The organism is Campylobacter sp. CH246 (assembly GCF_004378835.1).
Taxonomy (GTDB): domain Bacteria; phylum Campylobacterota; class Campylobacteria; order Campylobacterales; family Campylobacteraceae; genus Campylobacter_D; species Campylobacter_D jejuni.
Window position 1 is genome coordinate 31,857 of record NZ_RYYA01000004.1, and the last position, 19,360, is coordinate 51,216.

Genomic DNA, 19,360 nt, shown 5'->3' on the forward strand with positions numbered 1-19,360 from the left:
AATCTAACTTTTGCTTGGTATTTTTGCAAGCAAAAGTTAAAATTGTTATTGATACTTCTTTTTAGCGCTAAAATGACATAAAGTAGAACAAAGTATGCAAAGAATACAAGCACTAAGGAGCATGATAAGACCAGCATTCCAGCTACCATAGTAATCCACAGCCCAGCCTATAGCTTTTGTTCCAAGTGAAGCACCGACTACATAACTCATAAAGCCACGAAGTCCTACGCAAGATCCTACTGCAAAAGCAGGAACGACTTCCATAGTTTGCACACTTGCTAAAAATTGTGGTATATAGACTAAACACCCCGCCATAGCTGCAAAGAAAATAACCATATAAAGATTATTTGAAGTAAAATATCCAATAATCATAAAGAAAATAATCACCATAGCACCTATAGCAGGAGGCATTCTATAGCCTTTAAAAATTTTATCTGAAATATATCCTGCAAGTAAAGTAGAAGGTATGGCAGCCCATTCAAAAAGCCAAAAGGCAATACCCATTTGTTCTTTATTAAAGCCTTTTGTTTCTAGCAAGTAAATAGGAAGCCAAGAAATAAGCCCAAAACGCACCATATAAACAAAAGTATCCATCCAAGCCACATACCAAGCATTTTTGTTTTTAAGCACATAACGATAAAAAATTTCAAAACTGCTTAAATTTGGAGTTTCTACAGCTTTGATTTCTTCTGTTTTAATCCCTCGCATTTCATTGATTTCAGTAATATCAATCAAACCTTCATTTTTAGGACTTCCTTTAACTGCATAAAGCACATAAAGACTAATGATAACTGCACAAGCAGCAGGAACATAAAAATGATTCATGTGCCAATATGTTTCATTAAAATCCGCCATACTCACACCCAATAATGCTGCCAAAGCAAAACCTGAAAGCGAAACTATAGGAGCAACTATCCCGCCTCCTATATTATGTGAGATATTCCAAACGGCCGTGTAAATTCCCCGCTCTTTTTTAGGATACCAGTTTGCAAGAGTGATAAAAGAAGGACCTACCCCCATACCTTGAAAAACCCCAAGCGCGATAACAAAACCTACATAAGCGTAAAAAGAATTTGAAAAACCAAGTAAAACATTTACAAGAGCACATAAAATAAGACCTAAAGCCATGATTTTTTAGGATCAGCTTTGTCGCTTATAACGCTCATTGCACCCTTGCTAATCCCGTAAGCTATAAGCATTGAGCCTGTGATTGTTCCGATGTCTGATTTGCTGAGATCAAGTTGATTTTGTATAAATGGAGTTGAAAGAGTGATATTATTTCGCACAAGATAATATCCCATATATCCTATAAAAACCCCACTTAAACTCCAAGTTCTCATTTTGTAATATCTAGGTAAAATTTCCTCTTTAGGAAATTTAATAGCTTTTGCCTTAGGTTTGAAAAAATCAAACATATTTAAACCCTCCTTGCTAGCTTTATATTTTTATAGTTTAAATAATATTAATCGATATAAAATAAAAAAATAATTAAAAATAATACGAAATTTATATAATTTAAAATTAAAATTTTTATACTATGAAGCTTTAAAAAAATATGTTAAAATCCAAATTTTATCTTTTGCAAGGAAGACAATGAAAGAAATTCTTATCACTAATGACGATGGCTATGAAAGCGAAGGACTTAAAAAACTCATTAAGATGTTAAAAAAAGAATTTAAAGCCAAGATTACCATAGTAGCTCCTGCTAGTGAAAAATCAGCTTGTTCACACTCTATAACCCTAACCAAACCTTTGCGTTTTGTTAAAGTAGGAAAAAGATTTTACAAACTTGATGATGGCACTCCTGCAGATTGTGTTTATCTTGCACTTCACGCACTTTATAAAACACGCTTGCCTGATCTTGTAATCAGTGGGATTAACAAAGGAGCAAATGTAGGTGAAGATATTACCTACTCAGGAACTTGCGCAGGAGCTATGGAGGCGGTTTTACAAGGAATTCCTGCGATCGCTCTTTCTCAATTTTATAAAAAAAGCGAAAAAGAAATAGACTATAAAAATGCTTTAAAAATTACCAAAAAAATCATTCAAAATATTTTTGATAAAGGTTTTCCTTTGGAAAAAAAAGAATTTTTAAATATCAATTTTCCTGCAAAATCAAAAATCAAAGGTATTAAAATTTGTAAAGCAGGTAAAAGGGTTTATAATTTTGAAGCCCACTCAAATGTCAATCCACGAGGAGTGGAATACTATTGGCTTGCAGCGGCGAATTTAGACTTTGAAGATGAGAAAAATAGCGATATTGCCTTACTTAAAAAAGGTTACGCTACAATAACACCTATAATGCTGGATCTTACAGCTTATGAAAGAATGAAAAAAGTTAAAAAATGGTTAAAGGCAAATGATGAATGATAGATTTACACGTATCAAATGGCTAGTTGGAGAAGAAAAATTTCAAAAAATTTCACAAACAAAAGTTTTGGTTTGCGGACTTGGTGGAGTGGGTGGAATTTGCGTTGATGCGCTTTATCGTAGTGGTTTTAAAAACCTTACTTTAATCGATGCGGATAAATTTGAAATTACCAATCAAAATCGCCAAATTCATAGCGAAAATATAGGCGAAGAAAAGGCTAAAGTATTTGAAAGAATTTATAAGGTTAAAGGTATAGTCAGTAAAATCGATGAAAATTTTTTAAAAAATTTTGATTTAAGCGAGTTTGATCTTATCATAGATGCCATTGATGATATTCCTGCAAAAGTAGCTTTGGCTCATCTTATAGATTTTAAAAAACAAATTTTTATCTCCTCAACAGGTGGAGCTAGAAAGCTTGATCCAACACGCATTAAAACTACAAGTATTTTTAAAACTCACGGCGATGCTTTAGCGAAAAAATTTCGTTATGAGCTTAGAAAATCAGGCTTTAAGGGAAATTTTGATGTGGTGTTTTCTGATGAAGAAGCTCATTGTAAAGACCTTGGTTCATTTATGGGTGTAACAGCTTCTTTTGGACTTGCTTTAGCTTCTTTGGCTTTAAGGAAAGTACTTGATAAGAAAGCTTGATATAAAAGATTTAGCTTCTTGTATCAAGCTTTGTAAGCAAAACGTATCCACTCTTTGTAAAAATGATTACACAAAAGAACAAATTCATGCTTGGATTAATATAAACCAAAAAACTTGAGAAGAAAAATTTCAAAATCAACTAGGCTTTGTTTATGAAGAAAAAGGCCAAATCATATATTTTATAAGTATAAATATTAGAAGAAAAAAACACTCGATCTTTGCTTTATTCATGCAAACTATGCTCATCAAGGTTTATTAAAGCTTTATTGGAATTTACTCTTAAAAGCTATCCTTATAGTGAAATTTACGCTTTTGCTAGTTTTAGTGTTAAAAATTTCTTTTTAAAAGCAGGATTTAAAATCATCTTAAAGAAAACATTGTTATAATAGACCAATAAGAATTAAAAAATTTCTTCATGAAAAAGGAAATAAATTGAAAAAAATACTTTTACTTTTTAGTCTTTTTTACTCTTTTGCTTTGGCAAATGATAAATTAAAAGATTTTTTTAAAGACTACAATACAAGCGGAGTTTTTATAACTTTTGATGGAAAACATTATGCAAGTAATAATTTTAAAAGAGCTAAAGAACCTTTTTCTCCTGCTTCGACTTTTAAAATTTTTAATGCTTTAATTGCGCTTGATAATGGTGTAGTTAAAGATACAAAGGAAATTTTTTATCATTATAAGGGTGAAAAAGTATTTTTGCCTTCTTGGAAACAAGATGCTAGTTTAAGCTCAGCCATAAAACGCTCTCAAGTGCCTGCTTTTAAAGAATTGGCAAGAAAAATAGGACTTAAAACCATGCAAGAAAGCTTAAATAAACTTTCCTATGGAAATACAAAAATTTCAAAAATCGATACCTTTTGGTTGGATAATTCTTTACAAATTTCTGCAAAAAATCAAGCTGATTTGCTTTTTAAACTTTCACAAAATTCTTTACCTTTTTCCAAGAAAAGTCAAGAAGAAGTTAAAAAAATTATTCTTTTTAAAGAAGATAAAATCCAAAAAATTTATGCTAAAACAGGTTTTAATGATGGTATAAATTTGGCTTGGATTGTTGGATTTATAGAGAGTAAAAACAAAATTTTATCTTTTGCTTTAAATGTTGATATAAAGGACATTAAAAATATTAAAATAAGAGAAGAATTGCTAGAAAAATATATTTATTCTTTAAACTAATTAAGCTTTTATAAGAAATTGTTTAATGATAAAAATATCGCAATATAATAGCTTTTAAGAAAAATAGATATAAAATACTGATTATATTAAATTTATTTAAGAGAAATGTTAGATGTCTATGGTAACTTATGCTTTTTTAGCACTTGCCTTGGTTTTGTTGTCTTTTAATAAAATTAAAACAGCTTATTTATTTTTTATAATTAGTGTATTTTTTGCTTATTATTTTAAGATAATTAATATCACTTTTATAGTAATTAATATTATTGCATTTGGGTTGGCTTTATATTATAGATATAAAAAATCACTTATTTTAGAATTGATATTGTTTGTTTTTTGTATAGGTTTATTTTTACATTTTATACCAGGAATTAATAATATAAAAGTTTTAGATAAGGTTTATGCAAGTGAAAATAGTGCACCATTTATTTTATACTTTAATTTTGATAAACCTATAGGTGTATTTATATTGTTTTTGTTATTGCCTATGTTATTTACAAATGAAAATTACACAAAAGTTTCGTTATTAAAATGGATTTTATTAATTTTAAGTCCTTTATTTTTATTATCTATACCTTGGTATTTCAATGTTTTGAAATTTGAATTTAGCTTACCTTGGTGGTTACCCTATTTTTTATTTTCTAATGTTTTATTGGTAGCTTTGGTTGAAGAAGTGTATTTTAGAGGTTATCTTCAACAAAGACTCTCTCAAATTTTGAATCCAAATTTTGCTTTATTGATAGCAAGTATAGCTTTTGGATTGATCCATTATAGAAGTGGAATTTTAATGATTATTTTTGCGAGTTTAGCTGGAATTATATATGGATTAGCATATAAATATAGTAAAAGTTTATGGATAAGTGTATTATTTCATTGCGGATTAAATTTAATTCATTTGATATTTTTTACTTATCCTTTTTATTTAAAATCATAATCAAGTTATATGTATTTAAGAATTAAAGGATTGAAAGCTTTTGCTGAAAGTATGAGAGTATCGCCTATTTTTAGATCTTGATGGTCTTTTAAAAATTCCTCTTCGCTAAGAGTGATTTTAATAATATCTTGATTTAAAAGTAAGGTTAAAACCACTAAAATATCACTTTTTTTAATTTCTAGTAAAACTCCACTTAAGCGTAATTTTGCGCTGATATTTGAATGAGTAAAAAATTCATTTTTAGGAAAATCTTTAATAATTTTTCCGTTTTTAAGCTCTAAAATTCTATGACTTAACTTATAAATTTCAGCTAGATCATGACTTACCAATAAAGTACTTATTTTAAAATACTCTAAAATCTTGGTTAATTCATCTTGTAAATTTGCACGCATTTTAAAATCCAAAGCACTCAAAGGCTCATCTAAAAGCAAAATTTTTGGCTCCCTTGCTAAAGCTCTTGCTAAAGCTACTCTTTGTGCTTGTCCTCCGCTTAAATGTTTAGGATAAATTTTAGCCAAATTTTCAAGACCCATTAAGGCTAAAAGCTCACTAACCTTTGCTTTAGAACTAGCGGCATAGGCGATGTTTTCTTTTACATTCATATTTGGAAAAAGCGCATAATCTTGAAAAACAAAACCAATTTTTCTTTTTTGTAAAGCTAAGCTAAAATTTTTTGAAGAATCAAACCAAAGTTCATTATCTACTTCTATACGCCCAAATTCAGGTCTTATAAGCCCTGCTATGATTTTTAAAAGAGTAGTTTTTCCTGCTCCACTTTCGCCAAAAAGTGCAGTAATTTTTCCTGATTCTATATCTTTTTTAAAATTTAAATCCACCCTTCCTTTAGCGGTATTCATAGGATGATTGATATCAATTTTTATCATTGAAAACTCATTTTTTTATTGACAAAATAAAGACTAAAAAGCACTAAAAAAGAAAAAATAAACAATATAAAAGCATATTGATGGGCTAAGCTATAGTTTAAGATTTCAAGTTCATCATAAATAGCTATACTAGCCACTAAAGTTTCACCTTGTTTATGTCCTCCTATCATCATCACGACTCCAAATTCACCCACAGTATGAGCAAAACTCATCGCACAAGCACTAAAAATTCCTGCTTTAGAATTAGGTAAAATCACTCTAAAAAGAGTATAAATTTTACCTTTACCTAAACTATAAGAAGCATCGAGCAAATTTGGATTAATCGATGAAAAGGCACTTTGTAAAGGATTTACCATAAAAGGCAAAGAAAAAATCAAAGAAGCAAAAACAAGACCTTCAAAACTAAAAACTAAAGAAAGATTAAAATATTCTTTTAAAACTTGCCCTAAAAAACTATTAGCCGAAAAAGTTACAAGCAAATAAAATCCCAAAACACTAGGAGGTAAGATTAAAGGCAGAGAAATAAAGCTTTGAAGAATTGTTTTAAAAGGAAAACGCACAAAACTTAACAAATAAGCTAAAAAAACACCAATAAAAAAAAGAATAAAAGTCGTGATAAAAGCAAGTTTAAAAGTAAGATAAAGGGTTTGTAAAAAAGCTGGATCAAGCACTATGACTCCTTAATACAATATCATTTGCTTTTACAAAACAAAGCCATTCTTGATTTTCACAAAGTTCAAGTTCTAAAGCTTTTTCTTTGGTGATGATACCAGAAAGCTCATTACCTTTAAAATCAAAAAATACCTGATACAAAAGTTCGCCTTTTTTAATTTTTGTAATTTTAGCTAAAAAAGAATTTTCAACACTTAAAAGAGTTTTACTTGTGCTAAAACAAAGTTCATGCTCTTTAAAAAGAAGTTCTACACTCGCACCAATTTTTAAATTTTCTAAAGATTTTAATTCAAGCATTAAAACATTAAAAATCACTTCTTTAGAAAGTATTTTAACAATAACTATATCCTCTTGATTCAAAAGTTCACAAATTTGTCCTTTTATAAGGTTCATGGTGTGCTAAATCCGTATTTTTTAAAAATCTCTTTTGCTTTTGAAGAACTAATAAATTCACTAAATTCAAAGGCTAATTTTTTATCCTTAGCATATTTTGTAATGACATAACTTTGCTCTAAAGGGCTAAAATACTTTGGATTAATAATACTTGTTTTACCTTTAGGATGATTGATAGGAGAAACTAAAGAATAAGCCACTATAGCTATATCTACATTTTTACTATCTACATGTAAAACAGGTACTGAGATATTTTCGCCTAAAACGATTTTGTCTTTAAAAAGCTCATTTAAATCCAAATTTTCAAGCACTTCTTTAGCCGCTACTCCATAAGGAGCTACTTTAGGATTGGCTATGCTTAGATGCGTGATTTTACCTGCCTTTTCTTTTAAATTTTCAACACCTCCTTGGAGTAAATTTTCATCCAAACTATACAAAGCCAAAACTCCTAAAACATAAACTTTTGGTTTTATTAAGGCATTTTTATCATCATAAATAGCCTTAGCATATTTAGTATCTGCTGAAAAAAAGAGATCAAATTCTCTCCCTTGTTTTAAAAGCTCATAATATTTTCCAGAAGCACCAAAAACCAATTCTATTTTATCTTTTGGATGTGTTTTTAAAAACTCATCTTTAACTTCACTCATTGCCTTTGAAGCTGAAGAAGCCACGAAAATACTTAAATTTTGTGCATTTAAACACGAAACAAAAAACAAAATTCCAAAAAATACTATAAACTTTTTCATTTAGTTTTCCTTGTGTAAAAATTTAATTTTTGGATTATAACACAAAAAATTCATTTTATATCATTTTTGCATAAAATAAATACAGGATGATAAGTGAGTTTGTTTTGAAATTTTTCTTCAAATTCTTTTAAAAAACTTTTATTTAAAGGATAAAATCCTAAAGAATTTACCCCGCTTAATTTTAAATGCTTGAAAACATCTAAAGTATTATTAAAGCTTAATTTTATGAGTTCTTGAGTGATTTTTACTTCATCAAAATAGACTTTAAAAATTTGCTCTAATTCATTTAAGCTAAAATAATTTAAACCAAAACCCGTACTTTGTTTGATTTCTTTTAAATTTTGTTTTGCAAAAGTAGAAAGAAGTAAAATTCCATTTTGATTTAGCATATTTCTAAGACTTGGTATAATGCGTTTTAAATCAAGCCATTGCAAAGTTGCATTTGAAACGATAAGATCAAATTTCTCTTTACTTAAATCCTGTTTTGCAATTTCATTCATATCAAAAATTAAAATATTAGAATTTTCTTTAAAATCTAAAATATCGTTTTTTAAATACTCATCAAAAGTAATGAAATTTTGAAGTTTTTTGCTCAATTCACCCCTGCCACAACCAAATTCAAACACTTTTTCAAAATGTGAAATTTTTAAATCTTTTAAAATTTCACAAAGTTTTAAACCCATGAAATCTTGCACTTTTGCATGTTTTTCATAATCTTTTGCTTTTAAAAAATTCAAAGCTCATCCCAAGTTTTAAAATGAAAAAAAGCAAAATGCGGTTCATCTAAAAAAATCAAATTTTTAAAACTATTTTTCAAGGCATTTGGCGGAAAAATTTCATCTTCTTTACTTGAATAAACCTTATCCCAAAGCAAATTTTCTTCTTGTTTTATTAAAGCAAAGTCAAAAAGTTTTTCAAGCTCTATTTTCAAAGCTTTTTCATCTTTAAAAATAAAATCTTTGGCTAAGCTTTTGCGTTCTTTAAATAAAGCCTTTTTAAAATGTTCTAATTTAAAATTTTGCAGGGTTTTTTTAAAAATTGCAGGATGAATTCCTTTTGATTTATCTATGCCTAAATTTGTGCCATTTATGGCTATTTTTTGTTTAAAATTAAGCTCTTTTAAAACTCTATTTGCCACACAAACCCCCATAGAAAAAGCGATTAAAAAAAGTTCATCAAAAGCTTTGAAATCAAAATTTAAATCAAAATTTTCATAATCATAAAATAAAATCATATTTTTATCGCTTTTTAAATGCGAAAAATGACTAGGATGTGAAGCAAACCCTCCAAATACCACTATAAGTTTTTTTGAATCAGGATTTTTGCATAAAAATTCATATTTCATAAAAGCTCTATTATCCTTTCAAGTTCTTCTGTATTAAGTCCTGCGTGCAAAGAAAAACGAATTCTAGCTGTATTCTTTGGCACGGTAGGTTCTTTGATCGCAGGAGCAAAAAATCCAGCTTTTTGAAGTTTTTGTGAAATTTCTAAGGCTTTTTTATTTTCACCTAAAAGCAAGCAAATGATATAAGCATCACCTAAAACAGTGTGATTTTTTTCTTGCAATTTACTTTTAAAAAAAGTGCTTAAAAGTTCTAATTTTTCTCTTTCTTTCTTAAAATAAGGCATTTTTTTAAAAATAAATTGCGTCCAAGCTACATTAATAGGTGGCAAGGCTGTAGAATAAATAAAAGCTCTAGCCTTGTTGATGAAAAATTTCTTATATTTTTCATCACATATTATACAAGCACCCATGGAAGCAATGGCTTTACCAAAGGTAAAAACCAAAAAATCCACTTCATTTTCTAAGGCTAATTTTTTAACAAACCCCAAACCCCCCTCATCAAAACAACCCACGCTGTGTGCTTCATCTATATAAAGCTTGATTTTATCATAACGCTTTTTAAGCTCACACAAAATTTTAAAATCGCTAAAATCTCCATCCATACTAAACAAAGCTTCACTTAAAATGATGATATTTTCATAATTTTCATAATGTTTTTGGATCAAACTCTCTAAATGATTCATATTTTTGTGATGAAAACGAAAAAAATCAGCCCCGCTAAGTCTTAAGCCATCAATCATACTTGCATGAATAAATTTATCGGCTAAAAAAAGCGTCTTAGAAACGCTAGAAAGTGCTGCTATACAAGAGATATTTAAATGATAGCCACTATTAAAATGTAAAATTTCCTTATCTTTAAATTTAGTCTTTAAAAAACTTTCTAATTCTTCATAAATTTCAAAATTTCCACTCAAACTTCTTGAACTCGAACTTGAAAAAAACAAATCTTGTTCTTTTAGGGTGTTTAAAAACTCAGCTTTTAACTCTTTAGAAGACGCCAAATAAAGATAATCATTTCCTGCTAAATTTAAAAGTTTTTGATCTTGCTTATAAACAAATTTATTTTCATGTTTTAAAGGCGTTAGAGTTCTTAGATTATGATTTTGCTCTAGATCTTGCAAAATTTTTTCAAGCTTCATTTTTTTCCTGTAAATTTAAAAATTTAAAGTATTATTTTGCCAAAATATTTTTAAAAAAGAAGTTATAATGCAAAATCAAATCTTAAAAAATCTCGATTTAAAACACATTTGGCACCCTTGCACACAAATGAAAGATCACGAAACCCTACCTTTAATCCCTATAAAAAAAGCAAAAGGCGTGTGGCTTTATGATTTTGATGATAAGGCTTATATGGATTGTGTGAGTTCTTGGTGGGTAAATCTTTTTGGTCATTGTAATGAAAAAATCGCAAATGCCATCAAAAAACAAGTTGATGAGCTTGAGCATGTGATTTTAGCAGGTTTTACACATGAGCCTATCATCAAGCTTTCTACGAGACTTTGTGAAAAAGTGGGGCGTGATTTTAATAAATGTTTTTATGCGGATAATGGATCAAGTGCCATTGAAGTAGCACTTAAGATGAGTTTTCATTATCATTTAAATAAAGGTTTGAAAAAAAATAAATTTTTATCCCTAAGCAATTCCTATCATGGCGAAACCTTAGGGGCTTTAAGTGTGGGCGATGTTGCACTTTATAAAGATACTTACAAAACCTTGCTTTTAGAGTGTTTAAGTACTCCTGTGCCACAAGGTAAAGACTATACTAAAGAGCTTGAAATTTTAAAAGATATTTTAGAAAAACACTCGAATGAAATTTGCGCTTTTATACTTGAACCCTTGGTGCAATGTGCGGGAAATATGCACATGTATGAAGCAAGGTTTATTGATGAGGCCATAAAGCTTTGCCATAAATTTGGAGTGCAAGTGATTTTTGATGAAATTGCAGTGGGCTTTGGACGCACAGGAACTTTGTTTGCCTTACATCAATGCAAACAAAGCCCCGATTTTATCTGCCTTTCAAAAGGGATAACGGGTGGATTTATGCCACTTTCTGTAGTGCTTACAAGAGATGAAATTTATAATGCTTTTTATGATACTTATGAAAGCCAAAAGGCTTTTTTACATTCTCATAGCTATACGGGAAATACCTTAGCTTGCGCGGCAGCAAATGCGGTTTTAGATATCTTTGAGGATGAAAATATTTTAGTAAAAAATCAAATTTTAAGCGAGTTTATCAAAAAAGAATTTTCAAGACTTGAAAAATTTGACTTTTTGGGTAATTTTAGAACTTGCGGGATGATCAGTGCTTTTGATATTTTAAGCACCAAGTATAAACGCGTAGGACTTTTTGTATTTCAAAAAGCCTTAGAAAAAGGTTTGCTTTTAAGACCTTTAGCAAATACGATTTATTTTATGCCTCCTTACATCATCACAAAAGAACAAATTATTTATGTAGTAGAGAGTTTAGAGCAGATTTTTAAGGAATTTTAAGTTGTAAAATTTCTTGCATTTGCTCTTTAAAATCTTTATTTAAAATGCTATTTTCATCAAAAAAATCAAGATTGATTATAGGAATTTTTGCATAATTTTTTATAAAATCATCTTGTAAGATATCTTTTTTACCCATCATTACAAGGGCTAAAAGATTGATATTTCTTTGCTTTAAAGCTTCAATGCTAAGTAAAATATGATTAATACTTCCAAGATAGTATTTTGCTACCAAAATTGTAGGGTGTTTGAAAATATTCACAAAATCAATCATAGTGTAATTTTCATCCATAGGAGAAAAAAGTCCACCCGCAAGCTCAATAAGTAGGTTTTTGCTTTTTGGTAAAATGATATCTAAGGCTTTATAATCAAGCTTTTCTTTGATTTTTCCAAGATGAGGAGAAGCTGGAGTTTGCAAAAAAATACCTTCTTTAAAAATCTTTGTTTTTGGACTAAATTTTGCAATAAACTCGCTATCTGTTGGAGTTCCTGCTTGAATGAGTTTAAAATAATCATAGTTAAAATTCGCACAAAAAGCTGCACTAAAATGTGTTTTTCCTACATCAGTATGTATTCCACTCACATAAATTTGCACAAAAAATCCCTAAGAAAGAAATTTTAAACCTACTGTACAAGCAATAATCACAGCGATTAAAAAAAGTTTTAAAAAACTTTTACTTTCTTTATAAAAAAGCACTCCTATCATTACCCCACCAGCGGTTCCAGCTCCTGTCCATATAGCATAAGCAACACTCATAGCGATATTTTGCATACTTAAGCTTAAAAAAGTAAAAGAAAATCCAAAACACACTATCAAAGCAAAAAGGTAAAGCTTATTTTTAGTGCTTACAAGTTCTTTCATGATCACTACGCCAAAAATTTCACAAGCAGTAGCTAAAAACAAATAAAACCATTCCATAACTAAGCTTCCTTGCTTACCCATTTAAGGGCTATAATGCTTAAAAGTAAAATCGCTATAAGTACAAGTTTAACTATAGAAACAGCCTCGCTAAAAATAAACATTTCATTTAAAACCACCCCAACAGTGCCAATGCCTACAAAAACACTATAAGTAATACTTACTTCAAGTCTTTTGCAAGCTTTTAAAAAACAAGTAAAGGAAATACAAACTCCAATGGCTGTTAAAATATAATGCCAAATTTCTGTAGAATACTTAAGTCCACTTACCCAAAAGCATTCTATAATCCCACCTAAGATTATTAAAAACCAAGCTATATTGATATTGAATTTTTCATTCACATGAAGCCTTAAATTAACATAATATTTGTAAAACAAATTATATCTTAAAGAAATTAAAAGAAGCTATAAATTTACTTTTCCATAAGCCAAAATTAGATATAATCAAAGCTCATTTTTTAAGAAAGGACAAAAGATGTTAGAAGGTATCGTTAGAGAGAGTATCGGTAGAAAAGCTGCTAAAGCTTTAAAAAGAGATGGTTATCTAATCGCAAACATCTATGGAAAAGGATTAGAAAACATTAATGCCGCTTTTAAGGTGAATGAATTTATTAAAGAAGTTCGTAAAAAGACTACTTTGATTTTTGATGTAAAAGTAGGCTCTCAAACTTTAAGTGTTGTGGTTGTGGATTATCAAAAAGATCCTGTGACTGCAGAACTTAAACATGTGGATTTAAAAGTTGCACAAAAAGGTGTGATTTCTAAGTACATGGTTCCAGTTAAAATCACAGGAACAGCTATAGGTCTTAAAAATAAAGGTGTTTTAATCCAATCAAAAAGAAGATTAAAAGTAAAATGTGCAGCTGAAAATTTGCCAAATTTCTTCGAACTTGATGTAAGTAAACTTGATGTGGGTGATGCTTTACTTGTTCGTGATATTGTAGTTCCTGCGGGAGTAACTATGATTGATGCTGATAGAGTAGCGGTTGTAGGTGTAGAAAAAGCTAGATGATTTTAGTCGTAGGGCTTGGCAATATAGGCGCAGAGTATGAAAATACCCGTCATAATGTCGGTTTTATGCTAATTGACTTAATTTTAAAAGAAAGCAATTTTACAAATCTTACAAACTCTAAATTTAAAGGAGAGCTTTTTAAAATAGGTTCTTCTTTACTTCTTCTTAAACCTAGTACTTATATGAATAATTCAGGACTTAGTGTAAAAGCAGTGAATGATTTTTATAAATGCGAAAGAATGATAGTTATCCATGATGATATAGATATAAATTTAGGAGCCTTGCGCTTTAAAAAAGGCGGTTCAAGTGGTGGACATAATGGGCTTAAAAGCATAGATACTTTATGTGGAAATGACTATGAAAGAGTGCGTATAGGAGTGGGAAAGGGTGAAAATGTGGTTTCCCATGTTTTAGGTAAATTTAAATCCGAAGAAGAAATAACTTTAAGCAAAGTTTTAGAGCATACAAAAAAAGCTTTGCTTGAGCTTATTGAAAATGATGATTTGTCTGCTATATCATCCAAATACAGCCTAAAGGCTTAAGATGTGGATATTTTTTCGTTTTATTTCAGGGATTTATTTAAAAAATTTTTTTATTATATTTTTTTCTTTACTTGGTTTTTATTGCGGTATTGATTTGCTCTTAAATTTTAAAGATTTACCAAAAGCCGCAAATCTTGATTTGCTTTATGTTATGTTTTTATCTTTTTCGGCAGTGCCTTATGTATTACCTATTTCTTTGATTTTTGCTTTGGTAGTTTCTTTGATTTCTATGATCAGAGCAAATGAATTTGTAAGTCTTTATGCGTTAGGACTGAGTAGAAATTATGTTATTTTATTTCCTTTTTTATGGGCTTTATTTTTTTGTTGTATTTATATAGGATTGAATTTTACTTCTTTTGCTTATGCAAATGATTATAAGAGAAATATTTTAAAAAATGGCACTATTATGAATCAAAGTGGAGAAGTGTTTTTGAAATTTAACAATAATTTTGTTTACATTTCAAAGATAAACAATGGACAAAATAGTGCTCAAAATATAAAAATTTTTAATATTAATGATTTAAATTTAAGCTCTTTTGTAAGTGCTAAAAATGCCCATTTTGAAGGTGAAAGCTGGATTTTGCGAGATGGTAATATTACATTATTACCTAAAAATTATGAACTTGCTAATGATGGTTTAAAGATACAAGATTTCTCCGAGCTTAAATCACTTGAGGGTTTTAAACCAAAGATTATAGAAGGGGTTGCTAGTAATAGTGATTATTCAATATCTGATGCACTTGAAAGTTTTGAGCTTTTTAAGGCGCAAAATGTCAATACAGATACTCTTAAAATCAATCTTTATAAATTTGTTTTTACTCCTTTTTTTGCACCATTTTTAATGCTTATTATGTATTATTTTTTTCCTGTAATAGCAAGATTTTTTAATCTTGCTATTGTAACTTTTGTAGCTTTTGTAGTGACTTTGATGATTTGGGGAGTCTTGTTTTTGCTTACTAGATTAAGCGAAAATAGTGTGATTGCAAGTGAAATTGGCATTGTAGTGCCTATTATAATTTTAGGTTGTTTAAGTGCTTATATGTATTATAAGCATCGATAAATTAAGCTTTGTGTAGTAAAATTATAAAAATTAAAGGTTAAATATGGATTATAAACAATTAAAGCAAGAATTTAATACTCCTTTTTATATTTACAATTTTGATTTCATAAAAGAGCGTTTTTTAAATCTCAAAGAGGCTTTTAAGGCTAGAAAATCTCAAATTTTTTACGCTGTAAAAGCCAATTCAAATTTAAGCTTGTTGCAAATGCTTGCAAATTTAGATAGTGGATTTGATTGTGTGAGTATAGGCGAGGTAAAGCGTGCTTTAAAAGCAGGAGCAAAAGCTTATAAGATTATTTTTAGTGGAGTAGGAAAAACCAAAGAAGAGTTAAGACAAGCTTTAGAATATGATATTTTATATATTAACCTTGAAAGCGAAGCTGAAATGATGCTTTTAGAAAGTGTGGCTAAAGAACTTAATCTAAAGGCAAGAATCAGTATTCGTGTTAATCCAAATGTTGATGCAAAAACTCATCCTTATATTTCTACAGGATTAAATGAAAATAAATTTGGTGTTGAAATTGATATAGCAAGAAAAATGTATCTTTATGTAAAAAATTCATCTTTTTTAGAGCCCGTTGGAGTGCATTTTCATATAGGTTCGCAACTTTTAGATATTTCTCCCATTCATGAAGCAGCAGGCATCGTTGCAAAACTTGTAAGAGAGTTAAAAGCCTTGCAAATCGATCTTAAATTTTTTGATATAGGCGGTGGTTTGGGTGTGGCTTATGAAAAAGATGAGTGTGAATCTGATCTTTATGATTATGCACAAGGTATATTAGCACAACTTCATGGGCTTGATTTAACTATAGGAATGGAGCCTGGAAGGTATCTAGTTGCTAAAAGTGGAGAATTTGTTTGTTCAGTGCTTTATGAAAAACAAAATAAAACCAAGCGTTTTGTTGTAGTAGATGGAGCGATGAATGATCTTATACGCCCAAGTTTATATGAGGCTTATCATGAAATAATCTTACCTTATAATCAAGGCGAAGAGAGTTTATGTGATGTTGTAGGTGGAATTTGTGAGAGTGGGGACTTTTTTGCTAAAGCAAGGTCTTTGCCTAGCACTCAAAGTGGTGATATAATGGTTATTAAAAATACTGGAGCTTATGGTTTTAGTATGAGTAGTAATTACAATACTCGTAATAAAGTTTGCGAATTAGCCCTTGAAGAAGGACAGGTAAGATTGATCCGTCAAAGAGAAAATTTTGAAGATCAAATCGCTTTAGAAGAGAAATTTTTAAAGGCTTAAAATGTTTTTTTTAGATGTTCAAGGGACTTTAATTTCTGATCATGATAAATCTTTAATCTATGGTGCTAAAGAATTAATTGATTTTTTAAATGCAAAAAATCTTCCTTATCTTATCATTACTAACAATACAAAAAAACTTGATTTTTTAGAAAAATTACAGCAAAAAGGATTGGCTATAAAAGAAAATGCTTATATTGATCCTTTCAGCGTTTTAAAACACCTTTTAAGACCTTGTAAAGTTGCGGCTTTTGGTGCAGATGAGTTTGTAAAAAGTCTTGAAAATCTTGGTTTTGAGCTCGATTTTGTAAATCCTAGTGCTGTGCTTGTGGCTAGTTATGATGATTTTAAATTTAAAGATTTTGCCACTATGATAGAATTGGCTAGAAGAGAAGTTAGATTTATAGCTATGCACGAAACTAGTATTTATAAAAAAGATGGTAGGCCTTATCCTGGTGTAGGTAGCATTATGGCTATGCTTAAAAATACTATTGATTTTGAATACGAGATTGTGGGTAAGCCTAGCATTGCTTTTTATAAAGAAGCTTTAAATTTGATAAGAAGACAAAATTCAAAAATCGATTTTGAAGATATTAAAATCATTAGTGATGATTTTAGGGGTGACTTGCTTAAGGCAAAAGAACTTGGCATGAAAACCTTGCTAGTTTTAAGCGGCAAGATAAGCGACACAAAAGGGCTTGATACGGATTTGCTTGATGGAGTTTATCCTAGTGTTTTTGAGTTTTTAAAGGATCTAAAATGCCAAATTTAGAAGAATTTAGAAATAAAATCGATGCGGTTGATGATAAAATTTTAGATCTTTTAAATGAAAGAATGACTTATGTTAAAAGTATAGGTGAGCTTAAGCAAAGTAGTGGGGGAAGTATTTATCGTCCTGAGCGTGAAAGAGCCATTATCAATCGTTTAAAAAATGCAAATTTAGGACTTTTAGATCAAAATGCCATAGAGGCAATTTATCAAGAAATTTTTGCAGTTTCAAGAAATTTAGAAATGCCTCAAACTATAGCTTATTTAGGGCCTGAAGGAACTTATACACATCAAGCAGCAAGAAGTCGTTTTGGTGCGATGAGTCGTTATATAGCCTTGGCCAATATCGAAGATGTTTTTAAAGAGTTAAGCAACAAAGAAGCAAAATACGGTGTTGTACCTATAGAAAATAATACCGAAGGTGCGGTGGGCATTACTTTAGATTGTCTAGGTAAGTATAATGAGCTTAAAATTTTTGGCGAAATTTATATGGATATTCATCATTCTTTTGTAGGAATTAATGAAAATTTAAAAGAAATCAAACGCATTTATTCGCATCCGCAAGGTTATAATCAATGTCGTAAATTTTTAGAAAGTCATGAACTTAGTGCTATAGAATTTGTTCCTTCAAAATCTACAGCTAATGCAGCTTACCTAGCTTCGCAAGATAAATATGCAGCAGCAATTTGTTCTAGAATAGCGGCTAAGCTTTATAATGTGCCTGTACTTTTTGATAAAATAGAAGATAATGCAGCCAATAAAACAAGATTTTTAATTTTAAGCGATATTAAAAATCCTAAAATGCCAAATTGTAAAACTTCTATTTTAGCACACACAGCACATAAACCTGGGGGGCTTAGCTTTTTATTAGAGCAGTTTAAAAAAGAAAATATCAATCTTACTAAGCTTGAATCTCGCCCTGTAAAATCAAAAGAATTTTTACATAGTTTTTATATAGATTTTGAAGGGCATATTGATGATGAAAATGTGAAAAAAGCCTTAAAAGATATACAAGAGATTGTTTGGCTTGGATCTTATTTATCAGGAGAAAAAGATGAAATTTAATGAATTTTTAAATCATTTAAGCAATTATGAACCCGGCAAAGATATAGAAGTTATTGCTAAAGAATATGGCGTTAAAGAAGTGATAAAATTAGCAAGTAATGAAAATCCATTTGGCACACCACCAAAAGCTATAGAATGTTTAAGACAAAATGCAAACAAAGCTCATCTTTACCCTGATGATAGTATGATAGAACTTAAAAGCATATTGGCTCAAAAATACAAAGTTCAAAATGAAAATATCATTATCGGTGCAGGTAGTGATCAAGTGATTGAATTTGCTATACATTCTAAGTTAAATTCTAAAAATGCTTTTTTGCAAGCTGGAGTTACCTTTGCTATGTATGAAATTTATGCCAAGCAATGCGGTGCAAAGTGCTATAAAACTCAAAGCATTACTCATGATTTAAATGAGTTTAAAAAACTTTATGAAACGCACAAAGATGAAATTAAACTTATTTTCTTATGCTTGCCAAACAATCCTTTAGGAGAGTGTTTGGATGCAAGTGAAGTGACCGAGTTTATTAAAGGTGTAAATGAGGATTGTTTAGTTGTGATTGATGCAGCTTATAATGAATTTGCAAGTTTTAAAGATAGCAAAAAACATTTAAAACCTTGCGAATTGATTAAAGAATTTGACAATGTACTTTATTTGGGAACTTTTTCTAAACTTTATGGATTAGGAGGCTTACGCATTGGTTATGGCATAGCTAATGCTAATATTATTAGTGCATTTTACAAGCTTCGTGCTCCTTTTAATGTGAGCAATCTTGCTTTAAAAGCAGCAGTTGCAGCAATAAATGATGATGAATTTACTAAAAAAACTTTAGAGAATAATTTTTCTCAAATGGAGCTTTATAAAGAATTTGCTAAAAAATATGATATTAAAATCATTGATAGTTATACAAATTTCATCACTTATTTTTTTGATGAAAAAAATAGTACAGATTTGTCTGAAAAATTGCTTAAAAAGGGTATAATAATAAGAAATTTAAAAAGCTATGGTTTAAATGCTATACGCATTACTATAGGAACATCTTATGAAAATGAAAAATTTTTTACAGAATTTGATAAGATTTTAAGATAGATAAAT

At 29.4% G+C, this 19,360-nt stretch carries 24 protein-coding genes and 1 pseudogene; 13 read left to right on the top strand and 12 right to left on the bottom strand.

Translation table 11 applies throughout. The features are described from left to right. Positions 1-45 precede the first annotated feature (45 nt). A complete protein-coding gene (locus tag ELQ06_RS04100; protein WP_052797870.1) occupies positions 46-1,128 on the bottom strand; it encodes an MFS transporter in 1,083 nt (360 codons plus the stop codon). Next, on the bottom strand, positions 1,119-1,415 hold the full coding sequence (locus tag ELQ06_RS08925; protein ID WP_230095747.1) for an MFS transporter: 297 nt from the start codon (positions 1,413-1,415) through the stop codon (positions 1,119-1,121). The genes ELQ06_RS04100 and ELQ06_RS08925 overlap by 10 nt, the downstream gene beginning before the upstream one ends. Before the next feature lie 178 nt (positions 1,416-1,593). Between ELQ06_RS08925 and surE the strand changes: the two genes are divergently transcribed. From surE to ELQ06_RS04120, 5 genes and pseudogenes are all read left to right on the top strand, one after another. After that, on the top strand, positions 1,594-2,370 hold the full coding sequence (gene surE / locus ELQ06_RS04105) for a 5'/3'-nucleotidase SurE (protein ID WP_052820997.1): 777 nt from the start codon (positions 1,594-1,596) through the stop codon (positions 2,368-2,370). Next, positions 2,360-3,019, top strand: a complete 660-nt coding sequence (locus tag ELQ06_RS04110) for a tRNA threonylcarbamoyladenosine dehydratase (RefSeq protein ID WP_079261549.1) — start codon at positions 2,360-2,362, stop codon at positions 3,017-3,019. The genes surE and ELQ06_RS04110 overlap by 11 nt, the downstream gene beginning before the upstream one ends. Next, positions 3,003-3,416 (top strand): annotated as a pseudogene (locus ELQ06_RS08710) (GNAT family N-acetyltransferase). Before ELQ06_RS04110 ends, ELQ06_RS08710 begins: the two are co-directional and overlap by 17 nt. A gap of 35 nt (positions 3,417-3,451) precedes the next feature. Next, entirely contained in the window at positions 3,452-4,198 is a 747-nt protein-coding gene (gene blaOXA, locus ELQ06_RS04115; protein WP_052823788.1) for an OXA-184 family class D beta-lactamase, read from the top strand. Between the two features lie 112 nt (positions 4,199-4,310). After that, positions 4,311-5,129: a CPBP family intramembrane glutamic endopeptidase gene (locus ELQ06_RS04120; RefSeq protein ID WP_134237473.1), complete on the top strand. Its 819-nt coding sequence runs from the start codon at positions 4,311-4,313 to the stop codon at positions 5,127-5,129. A 5-nt stretch (positions 5,130-5,134) separates the two neighbouring features. Here ELQ06_RS04120 and ELQ06_RS04125 read toward each other — a convergent pair whose 3' ends face one another. Genes ELQ06_RS04125 through ELQ06_RS04155 form a run of 7 tightly spaced genes read right to left on the bottom strand, consistent with a single transcriptional unit; the run spans position 5,135 to position 10,308 of the window. Continuing rightward, entirely contained in the window at positions 5,135-6,013 is an 879-nt protein-coding gene (locus tag ELQ06_RS04125) for a sulfate/molybdate ABC transporter ATP-binding protein (protein WP_134237474.1), read from the bottom strand. Then, positions 6,010-6,684 (bottom strand): molybdate ABC transporter permease subunit, encoded by a 675-nt coding sequence (gene modB, locus ELQ06_RS04130; protein WP_002883298.1) that lies wholly within the window; start codon positions 6,682-6,684, stop codon positions 6,010-6,012. Before modB ends, ELQ06_RS04125 begins: the two co-directional genes overlap by 4 nt. Further along, the gene (locus ELQ06_RS04135) at positions 6,677-7,078 is read right to left on the bottom strand and encodes a molybdenum-pterin-binding protein (RefSeq protein ID WP_052817540.1); all 402 of its coding nucleotides are present in this window, start codon (positions 7,076-7,078) and stop codon (positions 6,677-6,679) included. The genes modB and ELQ06_RS04135 overlap by 8 nt, the downstream gene beginning before the upstream one ends. Then, the gene (gene modA, locus ELQ06_RS04140) at positions 7,075-7,824 is read right to left on the bottom strand and encodes a molybdate ABC transporter substrate-binding protein (protein ID WP_052802222.1); all 750 of its coding nucleotides are present in this window, start codon (positions 7,822-7,824) and stop codon (positions 7,075-7,077) included. Before modA ends, ELQ06_RS04135 begins: the two co-directional genes overlap by 4 nt. Positions 7,825-7,874: 50 nt before the next feature. Further along, positions 7,875-8,561 (bottom strand): malonyl-ACP O-methyltransferase BioC, encoded by a 687-nt coding sequence (gene bioC, locus ELQ06_RS04145; RefSeq protein WP_134237475.1) that lies wholly within the window; start codon positions 8,559-8,561, stop codon positions 7,875-7,877. Further along, positions 8,558-9,169, bottom strand: coding sequence for a pimeloyl-ACP methyl esterase BioG family protein (locus ELQ06_RS04150; RefSeq protein WP_052834193.1), 612 nt, complete (start codon positions 9,167-9,169; stop codon positions 8,558-8,560). The genes bioC and ELQ06_RS04150 overlap by 4 nt, the downstream gene beginning before the upstream one ends. After that, positions 9,166-10,308 carry a pyridoxal phosphate-dependent aminotransferase family protein gene (locus tag ELQ06_RS04155; RefSeq protein WP_134237476.1) on the bottom strand — a complete coding sequence of 381 codons (1,143 nt, stop codon included), beginning with the start codon at positions 10,306-10,308 and terminating at the stop codon, positions 9,166-9,168. The genes ELQ06_RS04150 and ELQ06_RS04155 overlap by 4 nt, the downstream gene beginning before the upstream one ends. Positions 10,309-10,375: 67 nt before the next feature. Between ELQ06_RS04155 and ELQ06_RS04160 the strand changes: the two genes are divergently transcribed. Beyond that, the gene (locus tag ELQ06_RS04160) at positions 10,376-11,659 is read left to right on the top strand and encodes an adenosylmethionine--8-amino-7-oxononanoate transaminase (RefSeq protein ID WP_134237477.1); all 1,284 of its coding nucleotides are present in this window, start codon (positions 10,376-10,378) and stop codon (positions 11,657-11,659) included. Here ELQ06_RS04160 and bioD read toward each other — a convergent pair. Genes bioD through ELQ06_RS04175 form a run of 3 tightly spaced genes read right to left on the bottom strand, consistent with a single transcriptional unit; the run spans position 11,646 to position 12,916 of the window. Further along, a complete protein-coding gene (gene bioD, locus ELQ06_RS04165; protein ID WP_002816248.1) occupies positions 11,646-12,251 on the bottom strand; it encodes an ATP-dependent dethiobiotin synthetase BioD in 606 nt (201 codons plus the stop codon). The two genes, ELQ06_RS04160 and bioD, sit on opposite strands and share 14 nt — an antisense overlap. A 9-nt stretch (positions 12,252-12,260) precedes the next feature. Next, entirely contained in the window at positions 12,261-12,575 is a 315-nt protein-coding gene (locus ELQ06_RS04170) for a multidrug efflux SMR transporter (RefSeq protein WP_087695670.1), read from the bottom strand. Between the two features lie 2 nt (positions 12,576-12,577). Continuing rightward, positions 12,578-12,916: a multidrug efflux SMR transporter gene (locus tag ELQ06_RS04175; protein WP_057096008.1), complete on the bottom strand. Its 339-nt coding sequence runs from the start codon at positions 12,914-12,916 to the stop codon at positions 12,578-12,580. Between the two features lie 133 nt (positions 12,917-13,049). Between ELQ06_RS04175 and ELQ06_RS04180 the strand changes: the two genes are divergently transcribed. Genes ELQ06_RS04180 through hisC form a run of 7 tightly spaced genes read left to right on the top strand, consistent with a single transcriptional unit; the run spans position 13,050 to position 19,354 of the window. Further along, complete coding sequence (locus ELQ06_RS04180) at positions 13,050-13,586, top strand: 50S ribosomal protein L25/general stress protein Ctc (RefSeq protein WP_002791314.1); 537 nt, start codon at positions 13,050-13,052, stop codon at positions 13,584-13,586. Continuing rightward, positions 13,583-14,128: an aminoacyl-tRNA hydrolase gene (gene pth / locus ELQ06_RS04185; RefSeq protein ID WP_044261100.1), complete on the top strand. Its 546-nt coding sequence runs from the start codon at positions 13,583-13,585 to the stop codon at positions 14,126-14,128. Before ELQ06_RS04180 ends, pth begins: the two co-directional genes overlap by 4 nt. Position 14,129: 1 nt before the next feature. Further along, positions 14,130-15,188 (top strand): LptF/LptG family permease, encoded by a 1,059-nt coding sequence (locus tag ELQ06_RS04190; protein WP_002860314.1) that lies wholly within the window; start codon positions 14,130-14,132, stop codon positions 15,186-15,188. Between the two features lie 43 nt (positions 15,189-15,231). Then, on the top strand, positions 15,232-16,440 hold the full coding sequence (lysA, locus tag ELQ06_RS04195; RefSeq protein ID WP_052793961.1) for a diaminopimelate decarboxylase: 1,209 nt from the start codon (positions 15,232-15,234) through the stop codon (positions 16,438-16,440). A gap of 1 nt (position 16,441) precedes the next feature. Then, on the top strand, positions 16,442-17,209 hold the full coding sequence (locus tag ELQ06_RS04200) for an HAD-IIA family hydrolase (protein WP_052793960.1): 768 nt from the start codon (positions 16,442-16,444) through the stop codon (positions 17,207-17,209). Next, the gene (gene pheA, locus ELQ06_RS04205; RefSeq protein WP_002858741.1) at positions 17,197-18,270 is read left to right on the top strand and encodes a prephenate dehydratase; all 1,074 of its coding nucleotides are present in this window, start codon (positions 17,197-17,199) and stop codon (positions 18,268-18,270) included. The genes ELQ06_RS04200 and pheA overlap by 13 nt, the downstream gene beginning before the upstream one ends. Beyond that, positions 18,260-19,354, top strand: a complete 1,095-nt coding sequence (hisC, locus tag ELQ06_RS04210; RefSeq protein WP_115794356.1) for a histidinol-phosphate transaminase — start codon at positions 18,260-18,262, stop codon at positions 19,352-19,354. The genes pheA and hisC overlap by 11 nt, the downstream gene beginning before the upstream one ends. Positions 19,355-19,360: the final 6 nt, after the last annotated feature.